At 72.0% G+C, this 17,351-nt stretch carries 16 protein-coding genes and 2 pseudogenes; 8 read left to right on the top strand and 10 right to left on the bottom strand.

The annotated features are described in order from the left end of the window. Positions 1-34 precede the first annotated feature (34 nt). A complete protein-coding gene (locus LE548_RS02610; protein ID WP_225094915.1) occupies positions 35-1,099 on the top strand; it encodes a LacI family DNA-binding transcriptional regulator in 1,065 nt (354 codons plus the stop codon). Here LE548_RS02610 and LE548_RS02605 read toward each other — a convergent pair. Genes LE548_RS02605 through LE548_RS02590 form a run of 4 tightly spaced genes read right to left on the bottom strand, consistent with a single transcriptional unit; the run spans position 1,062 to position 5,738 of the window. Next, positions 1,062-2,471, bottom strand: coding sequence for a glycoside hydrolase family 32 protein (locus LE548_RS02605; RefSeq protein ID WP_225094914.1), 1,410 nt, complete (start codon positions 2,469-2,471; stop codon positions 1,062-1,064). The genes LE548_RS02610 and LE548_RS02605 overlap by 38 nt on opposite strands. Beyond that, positions 2,468-3,322, bottom strand: coding sequence for a carbohydrate ABC transporter permease (locus LE548_RS02600; protein WP_225094913.1), 855 nt, complete (start codon positions 3,320-3,322; stop codon positions 2,468-2,470). The genes LE548_RS02605 and LE548_RS02600 overlap by 4 nt, the downstream gene beginning before the upstream one ends. Positions 3,323-3,336: 14 nt before the next feature. Next, positions 3,337-4,305, bottom strand: a complete 969-nt coding sequence (locus tag LE548_RS02595) for a carbohydrate ABC transporter permease (RefSeq protein ID WP_225094972.1) — start codon at positions 4,303-4,305, stop codon at positions 3,337-3,339. A 23-nt stretch (positions 4,306-4,328) separates the two neighbouring features. Beyond that, a complete protein-coding gene (locus tag LE548_RS02590; protein ID WP_225094912.1) occupies positions 4,329-5,738 on the bottom strand; it encodes an extracellular solute-binding protein in 1,410 nt (469 codons plus the stop codon). Between the two features lie 159 nt (positions 5,739-5,897). On the opposite strand from LE548_RS02590, the gene LE548_RS02585 reads away from it, so the two are divergent. Together LE548_RS02585 and LE548_RS02580 are read left to right on the top strand one after the other, a co-directional pair. Beyond that, entirely contained in the window at positions 5,898-7,460 is a 1,563-nt protein-coding gene (locus LE548_RS02585; RefSeq protein ID WP_225094911.1) for a GH32 C-terminal domain-containing protein, read from the top strand. Between the two features lie 81 nt (positions 7,461-7,541). Beyond that, positions 7,542-8,515: pseudogene (locus LE548_RS02580) on the top strand (TauD/TfdA dioxygenase family protein). Positions 8,516-8,530: 15 nt separating this feature from the next. On the opposite strand, the gene LE548_RS02575 reads toward LE548_RS02580, so the two are convergent. The 4 genes and pseudogenes from LE548_RS02575 to LE548_RS45305 form a co-directional block, all read right to left on the bottom strand. Next, positions 8,531-9,568: an LLM class flavin-dependent oxidoreductase gene (locus LE548_RS02575; RefSeq protein WP_225094910.1), complete on the bottom strand. Its 1,038-nt coding sequence runs from the start codon at positions 9,566-9,568 to the stop codon at positions 8,531-8,533. 101 nt (positions 9,569-9,669) lie between these two features. Further along, on the bottom strand, positions 9,670-11,172 hold the full coding sequence (locus LE548_RS02570) for a metallophosphoesterase (protein WP_225094909.1): 1,503 nt from the start codon (positions 11,170-11,172) through the stop codon (positions 9,670-9,672). 68 nt (positions 11,173-11,240) lie between these two features. Then, the gene (locus tag LE548_RS46390; RefSeq protein WP_374116014.1) at positions 11,241-11,429 is read right to left on the bottom strand and encodes a TetR-like C-terminal domain-containing protein; all 189 of its coding nucleotides are present in this window, start codon (positions 11,427-11,429) and stop codon (positions 11,241-11,243) included. A 128-nt stretch (positions 11,430-11,557) separates the two neighbouring features. Further along, positions 11,558-11,869: pseudogene (locus LE548_RS45305) on the bottom strand (TetR/AcrR family transcriptional regulator); the annotation flags it as partial. A gap of 211 nt (positions 11,870-12,080) precedes the next feature. Here LE548_RS45305 and LE548_RS02560 point away from each other — a divergent pair. Together LE548_RS02560 and LE548_RS02555 are read left to right on the top strand one after the other, a co-directional pair. After that, on the top strand, positions 12,081-12,788 hold the full coding sequence (locus LE548_RS02560; protein ID WP_225094908.1) for an NAD(P)-dependent oxidoreductase: 708 nt from the start codon (positions 12,081-12,083) through the stop codon (positions 12,786-12,788). 60 nt (positions 12,789-12,848) lie between these two features. Continuing rightward, entirely contained in the window at positions 12,849-13,136 is a 288-nt protein-coding gene (locus LE548_RS02555) for a DUF1905 domain-containing protein (RefSeq protein ID WP_225094907.1), read from the top strand. A gap of 114 nt (positions 13,137-13,250) precedes the next feature. Here the strand turns inward: LE548_RS02555 and LE548_RS02550 are convergent, their stop codons facing one another. Continuing rightward, a complete protein-coding gene (locus LE548_RS02550; RefSeq protein WP_225094906.1) occupies positions 13,251-13,991 on the bottom strand; it encodes an SDR family NAD(P)-dependent oxidoreductase in 741 nt (246 codons plus the stop codon). A 41-nt stretch (positions 13,992-14,032) separates the two neighbouring features. Here LE548_RS02550 and LE548_RS02545 point away from each other — a divergent pair, with 41 nt between their 5' ends. Continuing rightward, a complete protein-coding gene (locus LE548_RS02545; protein WP_225094905.1) occupies positions 14,033-14,176 on the top strand; it encodes a hypothetical protein in 144 nt (47 codons plus the stop codon). A 170-nt stretch (positions 14,177-14,346) separates the two neighbouring features. Here the strand turns inward: LE548_RS02545 and LE548_RS02540 are convergent, their stop codons facing one another. Beyond that, the gene (locus tag LE548_RS02540; RefSeq protein ID WP_225094904.1) at positions 14,347-14,874 is read right to left on the bottom strand and encodes an AAA family ATPase; all 528 of its coding nucleotides are present in this window, start codon (positions 14,872-14,874) and stop codon (positions 14,347-14,349) included. Positions 14,875-14,969: 95 nt separating this feature from the next. Here LE548_RS02540 and LE548_RS02535 point away from each other — a divergent pair, with 95 nt between their 5' ends. After that, a complete protein-coding gene (locus LE548_RS02535; RefSeq protein WP_225094903.1) occupies positions 14,970-17,045 on the top strand; it encodes a prolyl oligopeptidase family serine peptidase in 2,076 nt (691 codons plus the stop codon). A gap of 26 nt (positions 17,046-17,071) precedes the next feature. Continuing rightward, on the top strand, positions 17,072-17,230 hold the full coding sequence (locus LE548_RS46385) for a hypothetical protein (RefSeq protein WP_374116008.1): 159 nt from the start codon (positions 17,072-17,074) through the stop codon (positions 17,228-17,230). The last annotated feature ends 121 nt before the right edge of the window (positions 17,231-17,351 follow it).

The raw sequence follows: 17,351 nt of genomic DNA, 5'->3' as shown, positions 1-17,351 counted from the left end.
TCAACACACGGGTGGGGAGAGGGCAGCGGACGGTATGGGCGCAGGCGCGGAGCGCAGCGGCGCGGGTGGCGGACGGCCCACCTCACGGGACGTCGCCCGGCTCGCCGGGGTCTCGCACACCGCCGTCTCCTTCGTCTTCAACGGCCGCGCCGAGGGCAACCTCTCGCCCGCCACCCAGGAACGCATCCGGCAGGCCGCCGCCCAGCTCGGCTACCGCCCCGACCCGGTCGCCCGCGGCCTGCGCCGCCGCCGTACGGCCGTGATCGGACTGGTCACCGACGAGATCGCCTCCTCGCCGTTCGCCGGCCGGCTGCTGCGCGGCGCCATGGAGACCGCGTGGGCGAGCGAGCACCTCGTGCTCACCGTGGACTCCGGCGGCGATCCGGCCAAGGAGGACGCGGCCGTGGCCGAACTCCTCGACCGGCGGGTCGACGGCATCATCTACGCGGCCATGTCCCTGCGCCGGGTCCGGGTCCCCGAGGGCCTGCACCGCACCCATTCCGTGCTCGCCAACTGCGTGCCCGACGACGACTCGCTGCCCGCCGTCATCCCGGCCGAGCGGGCCGGCGGGCGTACGGCCGCACGGCTGCTGCTGGAGGCCGGGCACCACAAGGTGGCCCTCGTCGGCGGACAGGACGACATCGCCTCGGTGGAACGGCTGCGCGGCTTCCGGGACGCGCTGCGCGCCGAGGGCGTCACCGTGCCGAAGGAGTGGGTCGTACGCACCGGCGGCGAGATCAGCGGCGGCCACGAGGGTGCGATGCGGCTGCTCGACGGCGCCGATCCGCACCATCGGCCCACCGGGATCTTCTGCTACAACGACCGGGTCGCGGCAGGCGTGCTGCATGCCGCGGCCCGGCTCGGGATCCCTGTACCCGGCGCGCTGTCGGTGGTCGGCTACGACGACCAGGAACACATGGCCGCCTTTCTCACCCCGGCCCTGACCACCGTCGCGCTGCCGCACCGGGCGATGGGCGAGGCGGCGGCCCGGCTGCTGCTCGACGCGATCGACACCGGCCGCACCCCGCCCGCCACGGTACGGCGGCTCGCCTGCCCGGTGGTCAGCCGCGCCTCGGTGGGACCTGCTCCCACGCGCTGACCTCGGCGTCCCCGGCGACCACCAGCTCGGCCACGTCGTCCGGGCGGCGATAGACCCGCTCGGTCACCATCGCCCGCTCCCCGGCGAAGAGTTCGAGGAGCGAGCCGTCCACGAGGACCCGGACGGTGAGCGCCGGGCCGGGCGGCACGCCCACCGTGATCGGAGCCGACCCCTCGGCCGCCATGGTGCCCGTGCGCGGCCAGCCGCTCCGGTCCAGCACGACGGTGCCCGCCGCCGGGTCCAGCCGGACGGTGAGCTCCCGGTCCGCCGCTCGCAGCAGGGTGACCGTGGTGGCACCGCGCGCGGTCACGGTCAGGTCGTACGACGGCGGGAGCGGCGCCCGGCCCGGCGCGGTCACGAACGGCACGGGGGCGCGCAGGAGTTCCAGCTCCGGCGCCGGGAACACCCGGAGCGAGCCGTCCGGATGGACGTCGACCACGCGTGGCGAGGTCAGTGTCCCCGCCCAACCGGCAGCCAGGACCGCCGAGTTGTCCCGGGCCTCCCACGACCAGCCCCACAGCAGGGCCCGGCCGGGATCCTGGCGGACGGCGGGCGCGTAGAAGTCCCGGCCGTGGTCGAGCCGGCCGCCGGCACGCGTCGTGAGCACCAACCCACCCCTGCCGTCGGCTTCCAGACGTCCCGTCAGATAGCCGGTGGAGCAGGGCTCGCCGTCCCACAGCGACACCACGAGGACGTGTTCCCCGCCACTCCCCTCGTACAGCTGCGGGCACTCCCAGCCGACGGCCTTGTCACCGAAGGCGCCGGCCGCGACCGGGTCGGTGCCGTCCAGCAGGACACCGGTGAACCGCCAGTCGGTCAGCTCCTGGCAGTCGTACAGCAGCACCGACGGGGTGCCGTCGGCGTGGCCCGCACCGACCAGTGCCCAGCGCCGGCCGCCGTGGTGGAAGACGAACGGGTCGCGGAACATCACCACGTCCAGTCCGGCTGGGGGCGCCGCGACCGCAGGGTCGGGCAGCGGACGCCAGTCGAGGAGGCGGTCGTCGCCGGGGTCGGCCGCGCGGGCCAGGCAGATGGTGCCGACACCGGTGTGGGTGTGGTCGACCCCGGTGTACACGGCTGTGGGGACGCCGGAGTCGTCCACCACGCAGCCCGACCAGCAGCCGGCCTCGTCGGGGCCGCCCGGGGTCGGGGTGAGGGCGATCGGGTGGTGCTCCCAGTGGACCAGGTCGGGGCTGGAGGCATGGCCCCAGTGGACGTTCGCGTGCACCGGCGCGGCCGGGTTGTGCTGGTAGAAGAGGTGGTGGCGGCCGCGCCAGCGGAACGGGCCGTTGGGGTCGTTGATCCAGTGGGCGGGCGGGCGGACCCGGAAGCGCGGGGCGGCCGGGTCCGGGGCGGGAGCGGCGAGGCTCAACGGTTGACTCCTGCGGAGGTGATGCCCTCGCGGAGAGGGCGCTGGCCGACGGCGAACACGGCGACGGCGGGGAGCATCGACAGCACGACACCGGCGAGCACGACGGAGATGGAACCGGTGCCGAGGTTGCCCTGAAGGGAGACCAGCCCCAGGGGGAGCGTGTAGTTCTGGCCGGAGGTCTCCAGGATCAGCGGGCGGAAGAACTCGTTCCAGTGGTAGTTGAAGGCGAGGACACCGACGATCGCCAGTCCGGGCCGGGCCAGTGGGGCGTATACGGACCGGAAGATCCGCCAGGGCCCGGCGCCGTCCAGCATCGCCGCCTCTCCGAGGTCCTTCGGCATGCCGAGGAAGTACTGGCGCATCAGGAAGGTGCCGAACGCGGTGGGGAACGCCGGAATGATCAGACCGAGCAGGGTGTCGGTCAGACCCATCGACTTGAGCACCAGGAACACCGGAACGATCGTGACCTGCAAGGGGACCATCATGGTCGCCAGGACCAGCCCGAACAGCGGTTTCTTGAAACGGAAGTCGAGCCGCGCGAACGCGTAACCGGCGAGCCCCGCGGTGATCATCTGGCCGACCGCGATCAAAGCGGTCACCAGGGTCGAGTTGAGCGCCAGCAGCCACACGTCGATCTGGTCGAAGACCCCGCGATAGGCGGCCGTGCTCGGATGAGTGGGAATGATCTGCGGCGGCAGATTGAACGAGTCCGCCGGGGTGCGCAGCGAGGTGGAGACCGTCCACACGACCGGGCCGAGGGTGAGCAGCGCGCACACGGTCAGCCCGGCGATCCGCGCCCACGGCCCGAGCGCGTACCGGGCGCGGCCGATGTTCAGGGTTGCTTGGCTCATGAGACTCACCCGGCTCACTGGTAGTGGACGAAACGCCGGCTGAGCCGGAACTGGACGGCGGTCACCGCCATGATCAGCACGAACAGCAGCACGCCCACCGCGGACGCCTCCCCGAACCGCAGCTGCTCGAAGGCCTTCTCGTAGATCACCATCACCACCGTGCGGGTCGAGTCGCCGGGCCCGCCGTCGGTGAGCACGTACGGCTGCTCGAAGACCTGGAGCGCGTTGATGATGCCGACCACCGAGGCCACCAGCAGAGTGGGGGAGAGCAGCGGCAGGGTGATGGCGAGGTGCTTGCGCAGCCCGGTCGCGCCGTCGAGCGCGGCGGCCTCGTGGATCTCCTTCGGAATGTTGTTCAGCCCGCCCACGAACAGCAGGAACGAGAAGCCGAACTGCTGCCACACGTACACGATGATCACCGTGGCCATCGCGCCGTGCTCGGACGTCAGCCAGGGCACGGGAGCGATCCCGAACAACCCGATCAGCCAGTTGATCACTCCGAAGTCCTGGTTGAACAGATACTTCATCACGACCGAGATGGACGCGGCCGACAGCACGAGCGGGAAGAAGAACGCCGAGCGGAAAAGCGACCGCAGCCAGCCCGGCATCCGCCCGTTCAACGTCAGCGCGAGCGACAGCGCGATCAGCAGCTGCGCGGCGACCGCGAACACCATGAAGACGAGCGTGTTGCGGAAGGAGACCAGGACGGTCGAATCGGTGAACACCGAGCGATAGTTGGCCGCACCCGCCCAATGAGGCGGATCGATCACGTTCCAGTGGAAGAGGCTCAGCACGACCGAACCGACGATCGGTACGACCGTGAAGATCACGATCCCGACCACCGTCGGAGCGAGGAACAGCGCGGCCAGCAGCCGTGTGCCCCGCTCACGGGCCGAGGGCCGCACGGCCGCCGCACGCGGGGTCGCGGCGCGGGGCCGCAGGACGGCAGCCCGGGTGTCCGTCGCGCCCGTCGTGCCTGTCATGCCCGTGGTGTCCGTGGTGTCGGTCATACGTCACGCTCCATGGCCTGCTCCAGATCGCCCTGCATCCGCCGCAGCGCCGGCCGTACCGAGTGCGGGCTCGCCAGTGCCGTCCCGGTGTGCTTGAGCAGCACCTGGGTCACCTCGGCGACCTGCGGCGGGGCCGGGATGGGCCCGGTGTCGGGGAACTTGTCGAGGGTGTCGTAGAAGACCCGCCAGTGGGCCGGTCCGGACTCCCGGTAGCGGGCCGCCGTCAGCATCGAACGGCGGGCCGGTGTCGTCTGGTTGGTCGAGAACAGCGCGGCCAGGGTGTCCAGCCGGGCCGAGTACTTGATGAACTCCCAGGCCGCGTCCTGCTTCTTCGAGGTGCGCAGCAGCGCATAGCCCGCCGCGCCGAACTGGTGCCGCTGGGTGCGCCAGCGCGGAAAGTACTGCACGTCGAAGGCGTCGGCGCGCATGCCGGCCAGATGCAGGCCGCCCGCCCAGAAACCGCCGGCCGGCGTCACCCCGACCCGGCCGGTGGAGAACACCCCGATCAGATTCTGGCCGTTGCCGCCCTCGGGCCGGGTGCACAGCCCCTCCTGGATCAGCTCGGCGAGATAGTCGTACGCCTCCTCGACCCGGCCGCTCGTCGCCCGCGGGGTCGTCCAGCGGAAGCCGCCCCCGCGCCCCTGCCGCCGGTCCGCCGGATAGAAGGCGTCCCACAGCCAGGAGCCGCCGGGTGCCTTGGACTCGGCCAGCAGATCGGTGCCGTTCGCGAACAGCCAGGGCACCACCCCGCCCCACAGCCGGTTCGTCCAGAAGTACGGTGTGAAATGGGAGTCGTTGGCCTTCTTCAGCTGCCGCAGCAGCGCGGTGAAGTCGTCCCGGGTCCAGTCGTCCGCCGGGAGCTGCGCGCCCGCGCGCTCCAGCACTCGGGTGTTGAGGTACATGTCGGCCGCGTTGAACTCGATCGGCAGCTGATACAGGCTGCCCTCGTACATCATCGACTCCACCAGCGAGGGATGGACGTCGGCGAAGTACTCCGTCAGCTCCGCCGCGTCCCGCTTCACCCAGCGGTCCAGCGGCACGCCCAGGTGCCGGGCGAACAGCTGCACGCCCTCCGTGGCCACATAGACCAGATCCGGCGCGGTGCCCGCCGCGATCTGCGTGAGGATCTTGGCGAAGAAGTCCGGCCAGTCCACGGCCTGCACCGCGTTGATCCGGACCTTGATGTCGGGGTGCAGCCTGCGAAATCCCGCGAGCAGCGTGCGGATCCCGTCCGGCGAGAACGCCGAGCCCAGGGTCGCGACGACCAGCGAGCCGTCGTCACGGCCCGGGATGTCGTTGCCGGTGAGGCGGTCCCAGCTCGCGGCGGTACCGGCGAGCGCCGCGGCCCCCGCGCCGTAGGCGCCGTACCGCAGCAGGGCGCGGCGGGAGAGAAGCGAGTCGGTCATCAGGTGCCTAACTCGTGTTAGCCAAGGTGTGATGTCCAGATGATGTGAAGCGTGTTACGGCCCTGTCAAGGTGCGGGAACGCTTGACCTTTAACGAGTTAGGTCCCACAGTCCTGGTCCCATGGATCGTCAAGAACCGTCGCGAGAGGACCGATGTGTGATGCGTGGCCCTGGCCTGACGAGAAGAGCCCTGTTCACCACGACCGCCGCGGGAGCCGGCACGGCACTGCTGCCCGCGGCACCCGCCGAGGCCCGTCCGCGCCCCAAGGCGGTGCGGGACTGCCTGAGTTACCGGGCCGGATACCACTTCACGGTCCCCGACCAGTGGAAGAACGACCCCCAGCGCCCGGTCTGGATCGACGGCGAGTACCACTACTACTACCTCTACAACGCCGACTATCTCGCCGGCGGCGAGGTGGGCACCGCCTGGCGCCTGGCCACCAGTGCCGACCTGGTCCGCTTCACCGACCGGGGGATCGCGGTGCCCAAGGACACCACGGTCAACGGCGACGTCTGGTCGGGCTCGGCGGTGGTCGACACGGGCAACACGGCCGGCTTCGGGGCGGGCGCGGTGGTGGTCGTCGTCACGATGTCACCCGGCGGCGGTACCGACCACCAGGAGCAGTTCCTGTACTACTCCACCGACGGCGGCCTCACGTTCACGAACCACGGCACCGATCCCGTACTGCCCAGCCCGGGTACGGGAGCCGACTTCCGTGACCCGAAGGTCAGTTGGGACGCGGACCGGAACCGCTGGACGATGGCCCTGGCCGAGCGCAACACCATCGGTTTCTACCACTCGCCGGACCTCACGTCCTGGACGCGCGACGGCGGTTTCGTCAAGGACGGCATCGGGGTGCTGGAGTGCCCCGACCTGTTCCGGATCACCGCCGACGACGGCACGGCGACGTGGGTGCTGGGCGCGAGCGCCGACGGCACCGGGTCCGGACAGCCCAACACCTACGCGTACTGGACCGGTTCCTTCGACGGCGGCTCCTTCACCCCCGACTCGGCCGACCCGCAGTGGCTCGACCACGGCTGGGACTGGTACGCGGCGGTCACCTTCGACAAGCGTCGGGTGGACGGCTCGGTCGATCCGGCCGCGCGGTACGCGCTCGGCTGGCTCAACGACTGGGCGTACGCGCACACCACACCCACCATTGACGCGGACGGCTTCAACGGCACGGACTCCGTGGTCCGCGAGATCACGCTCAAGAAGTCGAACTCCGGGGGCTATTACCTCGCCTCCCAGCCGGTCGCCGCACTCGACACGTATGTCTCCCGCACGGTGAACCTCGGCGACCTCACCGTCGACGGCACCCGCCCGCTCGACTACACCGGTGTCTCCTACGAGCTGACGACCGAGATCACCTGGTCACAACTCACCGGCGCGGGCGTCCAGTTGCGCCGCTCACCGGACGGCGGACGGCACATCGACGCCGGCATCTGGAACGACTACGCCTTCCTCAACCGGCGTGGCACCGTCAACCCCGACACCAGCGGCGTCCGGCAGGAGAGCCACAGCCCCTTCGATCCGAGCGCCGGCCGGGTGAAGCTGCGCATCCTGGTGGACCGTACCTCCGTCGAGATGTTCGTGGACGACGGCCGGTACGTCCACACCAGCGAGGTGTTCCCCTACCTCGTGGACAACCGGCTCGCCCTGTTCACGGCGGGCGGGACGGCGGTGTTCCGAGACACGGTCATACGGGAGTTCACGGTGTGAGGGATCCGGGCCCGTCTCGGATGCCACGATCTGTCGTGGAACGGACACCGACGACGGACACCGACGAGCATCGGAGCGCGTATGACGACGCACAGGACCACCGCGGATCGGACGGAGCGGGTCGAGGGCGTGGAGGTGAGGCCGGTCGCGGGGCACATCGGAGCCGAGATCACCGGGGTCGACCTGGCCAAGCCCCTGGACGACGGCGTGGTGGCCCTGATCCGGCAGGCGGTGCTGCGCTGGAAGGTGGTGTTCTTCCGCGGACAGGAGCTGGACCACGCCGGCCACATCGCCGTCGCCCGCCGCTTCGGCGAGCCGGTCGTACTGCCACACCGCGGTCCGCACTCACCGCCCGGCTTCCCCGAGATCGAGACGACCGCGGACCGGCTGGAACTGGCCGGACGCTACGGCATGGAGCGCGACGAGTGGCTGCACCGCGCCGGCACACCCTGCTGCGCGGCTGGCACTGCGACTACGGCGCCCGTGTCGACCCGCCGGCCGCCACGATCCTGCGCGCCGAGACGGTGCCGCCCTACGGCGGCGACACCACCTGGGCCAATCTGGCCGCCGCCTACGCCGGCCTGTCGGCGCCGGTGCGCGCCTTCGTGGACGGGCTGCGCGCCGAACACCGGCTCGGCGTCGGCTACCAGCCCCGGCCCGTCGACGACGCGTACGCCCACCGCCTGCTGGACCAGCAGGTCGTCTCCGTGCACCCCCTGGTGCGGGTGCACCCGGAGACGGGCGAGCGGGTGCTGTTCGTCAACGGCTACTACGTGGAGGAGATCGTCGGCCTCTCCCGCCCGGAGAGCACGGGGATCCTGGAGATGCTGGTGGAGCAGGCCGTCCGCCCCGAGTACACGGTCCGCTTTCGCTGGGAGCCCGGCAGCGTCGCCTTCTGGGACAACCGGGCCACCGTCCACCTCGCCCCCGGCGACCACACCCACGTCGGCTCTCCCCGGATCATGCACCGGGTCATGCTCGCCGGGGATGTGCCGGTGGGCGTGGACGGCACGCCGTCGGAGCCGGTCACCGGCACCGAGGCGGGCCGCTGGTGACGGGCGGCGGGAGCGTCAGCTCGCGGGGCGCCAGCCGAGCGCCGGTCCCAGCTTCGTCGCCATGTCGGTGAGGATCTGGACGTAGTCCTCGTGCTCGAAGGTGAACGGCAGCGCGAACGCCACCTCGTCCACCTCGCGGAACGCGGCGTCCGCACGTAGCCGTCCGGCGATCTCGGCCGAGGTGCCGACCAGGTCCGGCGCGAACAGCAGCCGCGCCGGCCCCTGCGGGGCGGCCGTGCGGGGCAGCCGCTGGGCCGCGTACGCCTCGTACCTGGCGCGCTGCTCCGGGCTCGCGGAGTCGGTGGGGATCACCACGAGCCCCTGCGAGACCCGGGCCGCCTCGCCGTCGGGGTGATGAGCGCGGAACTCCTTGATCAGGGCCAGCTGGATCGCGGCGAAGTCCGGCTGCCCGGCTGCGTCTTCGGCGTACTCCGCCTTGACGACACTGCTGGTCAGGAAGTTCATCCCGTGCTCGCCGGCCCAGCGCGCCGAGCCGAGGCTGCCGCCGCCGTACCACAGGCGACGCCCGAGTCCGGCGGAGTGCGGCTGGACCACGTCCGAGAACACCTCGAAGCCCTCGACCCCGCTGAAGTCGGTGGCGGGCTTGCCGCGCACCAGGTCCAGCAGCCGCCGAACCCGCTCGTAGGAGAAGTCCTCAACGTCGGCGGTGTCCGGGTACAGGGCCTCCTTGACCTGGTCGTAGTGCATCGGCGGGCCCACGCTCACACCCGGGTTCAACCGGCCGCCGGACAGCAGGTCGACCGTGGCCAGATCCTCGGCCAGGCGCAGCGGGTTCTCCCAGCCCAGCGGGATCACCGCCGTGCCCAGCTCGATACGCCGGGTGCGCTGGGAGGCGGCCGCGAGGACCGCCACCGGGGAGGAGATGCCGTACTGCAGATGGCGGTGGCGGACCCAGGCGCTGTCGAAGCCCAGCCGCTCGCCCAGCTCGATGATCTGCAGCGTGGACTCGTGGCCCCGGGCCGGATCCGCCGCGTCGAACAGGCCGATCGTGAGAAAGCCCAGCTTGCGCAGCGGGCGGGGGGTGGACGGCACGGGCTCCTCCAGCGGTCGTACGTCGGCTCTGTTCCGATTCTGACAGGCCAATATGACAACCGTGTGATCACTTCTGATCGCCGCCGAGGTCACTTCCCTGGTCACTTCAGCGGGATGACGACCTCGTCCTCGACCGGCGGTTCGACTTCCTGGGCGCGGTTGCCGGTCGCGGCGAAGCAGCGCAGCCGTATCTCCTCCGGGGCGACGTCCAGCCGCAGGAAGCACTTGAAGAACGGCGGGCTGTAGGTGACCGAGCTCGGCGAGAACAGCGAGGCGTACATCTTGCGCACGGGCAGCCGGAACCGGGACGTACGGTCCGGACGGCCGCCGGTGCCGAGCAGGCTCGCGACCAGCCGGGTGCGCCGGGTCACCCGGGCGTCCGGACCGGGGGCGCGGCCCGGCTCGATGCCGAGCCGTTCCGCCACGACGGCCGTCGCCTCGGACTCGGTGAGGGTGAAGAAGCGGGGCAGGCGCAGCCGGCGGCCGTACAGGCGGCTGTAGAAGGCCAGCGAGTCGCCGCGCAGCGGATAGCAGCGGAAGTCCCGCTCGGTCACGCCGCCGACCGACACCCGCGGGATGGTGTGCGTGGCGTGCATGAACGCCCCGCCGCCCCCCGAGACCACGTACTGGACGGTGCGGCCGTCCACGTCGACCGGGTAGCGCTGGTAGTTGTGGATGTCCCCGCCGATCGCGGCCACATAGTGGTGCTCGGGGTCGCGGACGATGTCGTCCACCGTGCCGCCGCCCTCGATGGGGCACGGGTGGTGCTCGCCGTCGACGTACAACGGGGAGCCGGTGATGAGGATCTTCGGCTTCGGGTCCCGGGACACCGTGCGCAGCCAGGCGCCCTGTTCGGCGTCGATCGTGCCCAGCAGACCGGTGTCGATGCCGACGAGCCGCACCGGGCCCGCGTCGATCGCCCAGTACGGCCCCGGCTGCTCGGCCTGCTGGCCGGGCGCCGCGCGCAACTCCCGCGCGGTGGCGAGCTGTTGCTCGTCGGCAGGGGCAGGCCGGTGCCACAGCAGGGCGCGCCACCAGGCGCGGGTGAGCGGGCGGGGCCGGGGCTCGGGGGCGAGCGGCGGGGTGTCGGCGCAGAAGACGCGCATGAACGCGCCGAGATCCTCGTACCAGTCGTGGTTGCCGGGTATCGCGTAGATCGGCGCCGGATAGTCCCGGTACGGCCGGAAGAACTTGTCGTGGTAGTCGTCGGTGCTGCCGACCGGGTAGATCACGTCGCTCGCGATCACCGCGAAGTCGGTGTCCTGACTCTCCTTCAGAAAGCCTGGTACGACGGCGTACTGGGAGTCGTCGCCCTCGCCGGTGTCCCCGATGACCATGAAGGAGAACGTGTCGGGGACCGCATGCCGGATCACCTTGTCCGCGGGGGCGCCGGCCGCCTCCCGGCGTGCCACCCAGCGGCTGCGCGTGCGCCCGGTCGGATCGCCGAACCAGGACGCCAGCACGCCGTTGCGGGCGGCCCACAGGGTCCGCGGGTCGAGCCACGACAGTTTCTCGACGTGGTCCGGCATCAACTGCTTGTAGGCACCCGGCTCGGCCGAGCCCCAGCCGGCGCCCTGTGCGGTATCGCGTGAGGAGTCAGACACGCCTGCACCGTAACAACGCCCCGGTCAGCGGCGGTTGGCGGGCCCGTGCCCGCACGCGGCACGGCGGGTCAGCGGTGCGGAACGCCCAGATTCCGCACCAGCTGGGCGAGTTCCTGCTGAAAGAGCTTGTCCGGCCGCTTGGTCTGGGTGTGCAGATGGCCGTAGATCTCCAACGAGACCAGTCCGTGCAGATGCCCCCAGATGCGCAGTGCGAGCGCGACCGCGGCCGGCGGCAGCTCGGGGAAGGCGGGGCGCACCTTGTCGAGGAGCCCGGCGTCGAGTCGGACCAGGTGAAGTCGCCGTCCTCGTACAGGCGTCCGGCCTGGGGCCAGGCGGCTGCGGCGAGCGCGGTGAGTCCGGTGCAGACCCGGCGGGCGGCGTCCGGTGCGGGACCGCCGGCGGGGGCCTGGTAGCCGGGGACGGGGTCGCCGTAGATCAGCCGGAAGCCCTGCGGGTTGGCCAGGGCCCAGTCGCGGAAGGCGGTGGCCCAGGCCTGGATCCGGGAGCCCGCGTCCTGCTGTGAGGTGGCCTCCCAGGCGGCGTCCACCGTGTCGGCCAGCGCGGTGTACACGTCGTGGACGAGTGTGGTCACCAGGTCGTCGCGCGTGGCGAAGTAGCCGTAGATGGCGTTGGCGGTCATGCCCATCTCGCGGGCGATGGCCCGGAGTGTGATGGCGTCGGGTCCGCCCGCGGCCATCAGGCCCATGGCCACGCTCTTGATCTCGGCCGTCGTCTCGGTCCGCAGCCGCTCGCGCCGTCCTCTGCCCGCTGTCGCTGTCACGCGATCACTCTACAGCGTGATGATTTCTGTGCCGCGTCACAAAACTTCACGGCGTATAGTTTCTGTACAGCGTCACCACCATCACGTGGTGTTCGCACATCCATGTCCGCATGCACAGGGGAGAGCCATGCACATCGGAGTCATCGGAGCCACCGGGACCATCGGCAGCCGGGTCGTCACGGAGGCCCTGCACCGCGGCCACCAGGTCAGCGCGTTCAGCCGGGACACGACCGGGCCGGGGCGCGCCGAGCGGCGCGACCGCATCACCTGGGCGAGCCTCGACGTTCTGGACGCGGCGGACATCGCGCGTGTCCTGCCCGGCCTGGACGTGCTGATCAGCGGGTTCCAGCCGGGCAACGCCGCGCAGGACATCGAGGACACCGTGCGGCGCTCGATCGCCGACCCCACGGTGTACGCCACCGCGGCCCAGGCGCTGCTCAAGGCGCTGGAGAGCCACCCCCGCACCCGCCTCATCGTCATCGGCGGCGCGGGCAGCCTGGAGCTCGAACCGGGGGTGGTGCGCGCCGACTCCGACGAGTTGCTGCACGCCGCGCTCGACCAGATCGGGCTGCCCCGCGCCTACGGGGCGGCGGTCCGCGGCCACCGCGACGCCCTGAACGTCCTGCGCACCTCGAACCGTCTGTGGACCTACTTCAGCCCCGCCGAGGAGATCGCTCCCGGCGAGCGCACGGGCCGCTTCCGGCTCGGCGGCGACCAGCCGGTCCTGGACGCGGAGGGGCGCAGCCGCATCTCGGCGGAGGACGCGGCCGTCGCCCTGCTCGACGAGGCCGAACTGCCCCGCTTCGTCCAGCGGCGGTTCACCGTCGGCTACTGACGGCCGGAGCGCGGGGCGGGCGCCGGTACGCTGTGGTCTTCCTTCAGGAGGGGGCTGACCATGGAACTCGCCTTCGCCGGGCGGGTGGTGGAGTGGCGGGGGCCCGCCCCGTACTACTTCGTCGCCGTACCGGACGCGGAGTGCGCCGACATCCGCGACGTGGCCGCGATGGCCAGCTACGGCTGGGGCGTGATCCCCGTCGAGGCCAGGATCGGCGCCACCTCCTTCACCACGTCCCTCTTCCCCAAGGACGGCGGCTATCTGCTGCCGCTGAAGACCGCGGTGCGCCGGCCGGAGGGGCTCGCGGAGGGGGACGAGGTGGCGGTCGCGATGACCGTGCGGCTGTGACGACGACTGTACGGCTGTGACCCGCACGATCACCGCGACGCGAACGGCCCGGCCCACCGCAAGCCCACCCGGGACCGGGGGCCGGTGGATGCGGACATGCCGTGGGGCGAGTGGTCAGGTCAGGTTCATGCCGCCGTCGAGCAGGATGACCTCGCCGGTGAGATAGGTGTGGGCGAGGACCGACGCGACCAGGCCGGCGACGTCGGCGGGCTGGGCCGGGCGGCGCATGGGGGCGCGGTCCCGCCACAGTTCGTGCGCCTGCGTCCAGTCCCGGGTCATGGGCGTGTCCACCAGCCCCGGCGCCACCGCATTGACCCGCACGTCGGGCGCGAGCGCGGCCGCGAGGAGCCGGGTCACGTGGTTCAGCGCCGCCTTGCTCGCCGCGTACGGCACCGACGAGCCCTTGGGGCGTACGCCGGCATGACTGGTGATGTTCACGATTCCGCCGCCTCCCGGGGAGTCGCGCAGCGCCGGCAGCGCCGCGGTGCACAGGACCCAGGGCGCGATCAGGTTGACCTCCAGCAGGCGCCGCCAGTCCGCCGGTGTCGCGGCGGCGAGGTCGGCGTGCGGGATGGGCCAGCTGATGCCCGCGTTGTTCACCAGCGCGTCCAGCCGCCCGTACCGGCCGAGCGCCGCCTCGACCAGCCCGCGTGCCTCCTCCTCCGCCTCCAGGTCGGCCCGCACGTACGCACCGTCCAGCTCCGCCGCCAGGGCCTCCCCGGCCTCGGTGCTGCCGCGCGAGTGCACGACGACCCGCATGCCGTCCGCGGCCAGCCGGCGCGCGACGGCTTCCCCGATCCCCGACGTGGACCCGGTGACCAGGGCAACGGGCCGATCGCTCTGTTCGCTCCTCATGATCGAGGATCCTGTCACGGACCGGCGCAGCCCTGCCCCCGGTGGGCCTTCAGAGCGTCTCGCAGCCGCGTGAGCCGCCCGATCTCGGCATCCAGCACCGCGATGCGCTCCGCTACGACCACCGCACCAACGACCCCGGCACCGACCCCTCCGCACCGAAGACCCGGGCGCCCACGCGCCGATGAGGGTTCGCAAGCCGGGAAAGACCACGAACTGCCGGTTGCGCGGCTGGTCCGGGGCGGCGATGTCACCATCGTGAGCCTCCTGAGGGCAGAGGGCGCAACGGGCCCGCAGACGCTGAACCTTGACCCGCATGTCAAGGGCAACCCCCGGCCTGGTGTGCCCGCCGGCGACCTCAGCTCTTGACGGCCTCTGCGATCCGCAGGGCGGCCTGGGCGGGCGTGAGGTGCGTGGTGTCGACGACCTCGGCCTCGCCGTGCAGCCATGTGCGGGCCGCCTCCGCGTAGGGCTCAAGGTATGCGAGACGGAATGAGGACGGACCGAGAACAGTGTCCCCCTCGATGCGCTCGCGCAAAGTGTCCTGGTCGGCGTGAAGGACGAAGTGCCGTACCGGGATGGCATGGTGGGCGAGGCCCGTGCTGATCTCGCGCCAGTACTGCTCGACCAGGACGGTCATGGGAATCACCAGAGTGCCGCCGGTGTAGTCGCGTACGCGGCGGGCGGTCTCGACGACGAGCTGCCGCCACGGCGGCCAGTGCTGGAAGTTGTCCGTCCCGGGCCCGGGCAGCCCCGGCGTGATGTCCATGAGTGTCTCGCCGACCTTCTCGGCGTCGAACACCCGTGAATCCGGGATCAGTTGCTGCACGAGTGGACTGGTCGTCGTCTTGCCTGCGCCGTGGGTGCCATTGATCCATACGATCATGGAGCCCGATGCTAGGGCCTGTGGGCCGCGAAACGGGCATGCCCTTCCGTTATCGAACAGGTGTACCAAAATAGGGGAGGGGGAAGTGGCCCTGTGTGACCCCCGATCCCCTCCTCGCCCAGCTCGTTCGTACGGCCCGCTTCACCCGTGGCGTTCCCGGCCGGTTCACCGTGACGGCGGACGGCCGGACCGTGCTGTATCTGCGCGGCCGTACCGGAGACGACCCCGCCCCCTGCCTGTGGGCGCTCGACCTCGGCACGGGATCGGAGCGGCTCCTGGCCGATCCCGTGCGGCTGCTCGATGACGGGCGCGGGACGCGGGGGATCGGCGGGTACGCCACCGATGCGGCGGGCGGGCTCGTCGCCTTCACGCTGGCGGGGGCCCTGTGGACGGCCGGGGCCGACGGAGGCGAGCCCCGGCGGCTGCCGGCCGCGCGGCCCGTGTCCGATCCGCGGCCCGATCCCGGCGGTCGCCGTATCGCGTACGTCCGACGCGGCGCACTCCGGATCATCCGGGCGGACGGGACCGACGACCGTCCGATCGCCGAACCGGCCGCCGGCGACGTCGAGTTCGGCGTCGCCGAGCACACCGACGCCACGCTCACCGACGGGCCGCGCGGCCACTGGTGGGCACCCGACGGCACCGCCCTGCTGTGCGCCCGCACTGATCGCCGGCGGGTACACCGCTGGTACGGCACCGATCCCGCCGACCCGGACCGTCCGCCCCGGATCCGTCATCACGCTCCCGCGGGCACCCCGAACCCCGACGTCACCCTGTGGCTGATCCCGGCCCGCGACAACGCCCCGCACACACCGGTGCGTTGGGACCGCGCCGCCTACGAGTACGTCGTCGGCGCCGGCTGGGACGGGCACGGGCCCTTCGCCCTCGTACAGTCCCGTGACCAGCGCACCGTCCTGCTGCTCGGCATCGATCCGGTGGACGGCCGTACGACGGTCCTGCACGAGCAACGGGACGCCCGCTGGGTGGAGCTGGTGCCCGGACTGCCCGCCCGTACCGCCTCCGGTGTCCTCCTGGCCCACGCCGACGCGCACGGCACCCGGCACCTGACCGCCGACGGCGAGCCGGTCACGCCCGTCGGCCGCCAACTGCGGGCCGTACTCGGCGTCGACGGCGACGAGGTGCTGTTCACCGCCTCGGACGAGCCCACCGAGACCGGCCTGTGGGCATGGCGGCCCGGCACGCGGCCGCGGCGGCTGGGCGAGGGGCCGGGGCTGTTCGGGGGAGTGCTGCGGGGCGGTGTCCTCGTCCGGACCGTCGCGGACACGACCGGCGCCGCCCCGCGCGCCGAGGTGCTGCGCGGCGGGCGGACCGTCGCCACCGTGCCGTCGCACGCCGAGCGGCCGGTGCCGGCGGTCCGGCGGAGCATGCTGCGACTCGGCCCGAGGGAGCTGCGCGCCGCCCTGCACCTGCCCTCCTGGCATCGCCCGACGGATCACGGGCCGTTGCCCGTGCTGCTCGATCCCTACGGCGGCGCGGCCCGGCAGCGGGTCACCGTCGCGCACACCTGGCAGACCCTGGTGTCACAGTGGTTCGCCGAGCAGGGCTTCGCCGTGCTCGTGACCGACGGCCAGGGCACTCCGGGGCGCGGGCCCGGGTGGGAACGGGCGGTGTACGGCGACCTGTTCGGGCCGGTGCTCGACGACCAGGTGAGCGCGCTCGCGGTGGCCGCGCGCACGCACCCCGTGCTCGACCTGAACCGGGTCGGCATCCGCGGCTGGTCCTTCAGCGGTTCCCTCGCCGTACTCGCCGTACTGCGGCGCCCGGACGTCTTCCGCGCCGCCGTGGCGGGGGCGCCGGTGACCGACCAGCGGCTCTACGACGCCCATTGGCGCGAGCGTGTCCTCGGCCGGCCGGACGAGTACCCCGAGCGGTACGACGCCTGCTCCCTGCTCCGCGAGGCACCCCGGCTCACCCGGCCCCTGCTGCTCATGCACGGCCTCGCCGACCCCAAGGTCCCGCCCGCCCACACCCTCCGGCTGTCCGACGCACTGCTCACCGCCGGGCGGCCGCACGAGGTGCTGCTCCTGCCCGGCGCGGGCCACCAGCCGGTGGGCGGTGAGCTGACCGAGAACCTGCTGCAGCATCAGCTCCGCTTCCTGCGGGGGAACTTGGCGGCCGGAGTCCCGGATTCCGTCCGCACCGGTCAGTGACCGGCATAGGGAAAACCCTCGTACGAGTGAGACCCCACAGACCCGTTCCTCACGCAGGTCGCAAGCGCGCCACGGCCACCGCCGCCGCCCGCACCCTCGGGCTCGGCGCCCAGGAGAAGCTGGTCGTCAAGGACGTCGTCGAGGACAACGACGGCACCGTGCACACCCTCCCCCATAGCCCTTGAGGGGCATGGGGGGACCCCCACCGAGCGCGCCTACGCGGGCCTGCCCGTCCTCGGCTGTGACCTCGTCGTGCACACCCCGCCCGCCTCCCTGGCCAAGGGCACGGTGACCACGACCTACAAC

The sequence above is a fragment of the Streptomyces sp. CoH27 genome (genome assembly GCF_020181035.1).
Taxonomy (GTDB): domain Bacteria; phylum Actinomycetota; class Actinomycetes; order Streptomycetales; family Streptomycetaceae; genus Streptomyces; species Streptomyces camelliae.
This window is presented reverse-complemented; position numbering and strand designations above follow the sequence as displayed.

Bases quoted from the DNA above. Each gene is read 5' to 3' on its own strand.
- LE548_RS02590 (WP_225094912.1), bottom strand. From the start codon at position 5,738: ATGACCGACTCGCTTCTCTCCCGCCGCGCCCTGCTGCGGTACGGCGCC.
- LE548_RS02560 (WP_225094908.1), top strand. From the start codon at position 12,081: ATGCACATCGGAGTCATCGGAGCCACCGGGACCATCGGCAGCCGGGTC.
- LE548_RS02595 (WP_225094972.1), bottom strand. From the start codon at position 4,305: ATGACAGGCACGACGGGCGCGACGGACACCCGGGCTGCCGTCCTGCGG.
- LE548_RS02610 (WP_225094915.1), top strand. From the start codon at position 35: ATGGGCGCAGGCGCGGAGCGCAGCGGCGCGGGTGGCGGACGGCCCACC.
- LE548_RS02550 (WP_225094906.1), bottom strand. From the start codon at position 13,991: ATGAGGAGCGAACAGAGCGATCGGCCCGTTGCCCTGGTCACCGGGTCC.
- LE548_RS02585 (WP_225094911.1), top strand. From the start codon at position 5,898: ATGCGTGGCCCTGGCCTGACGAGAAGAGCCCTGTTCACCACGACCGCC.
- LE548_RS02555 (WP_225094907.1), top strand. From the start codon at position 12,849: ATGGAACTCGCCTTCGCCGGGCGGGTGGTGGAGTGGCGGGGGCCCGCC.
- LE548_RS02540 (WP_225094904.1), bottom strand. From the start codon at position 14,874: ATGATCGTATGGATCAATGGCACCCACGGCGCAGGCAAGACGACGACC.
- LE548_RS02600 (WP_225094913.1), bottom strand. From the start codon at position 3,322: ATGAGCCAAGCAACCCTGAACATCGGCCGCGCCCGGTACGCGCTCGGG.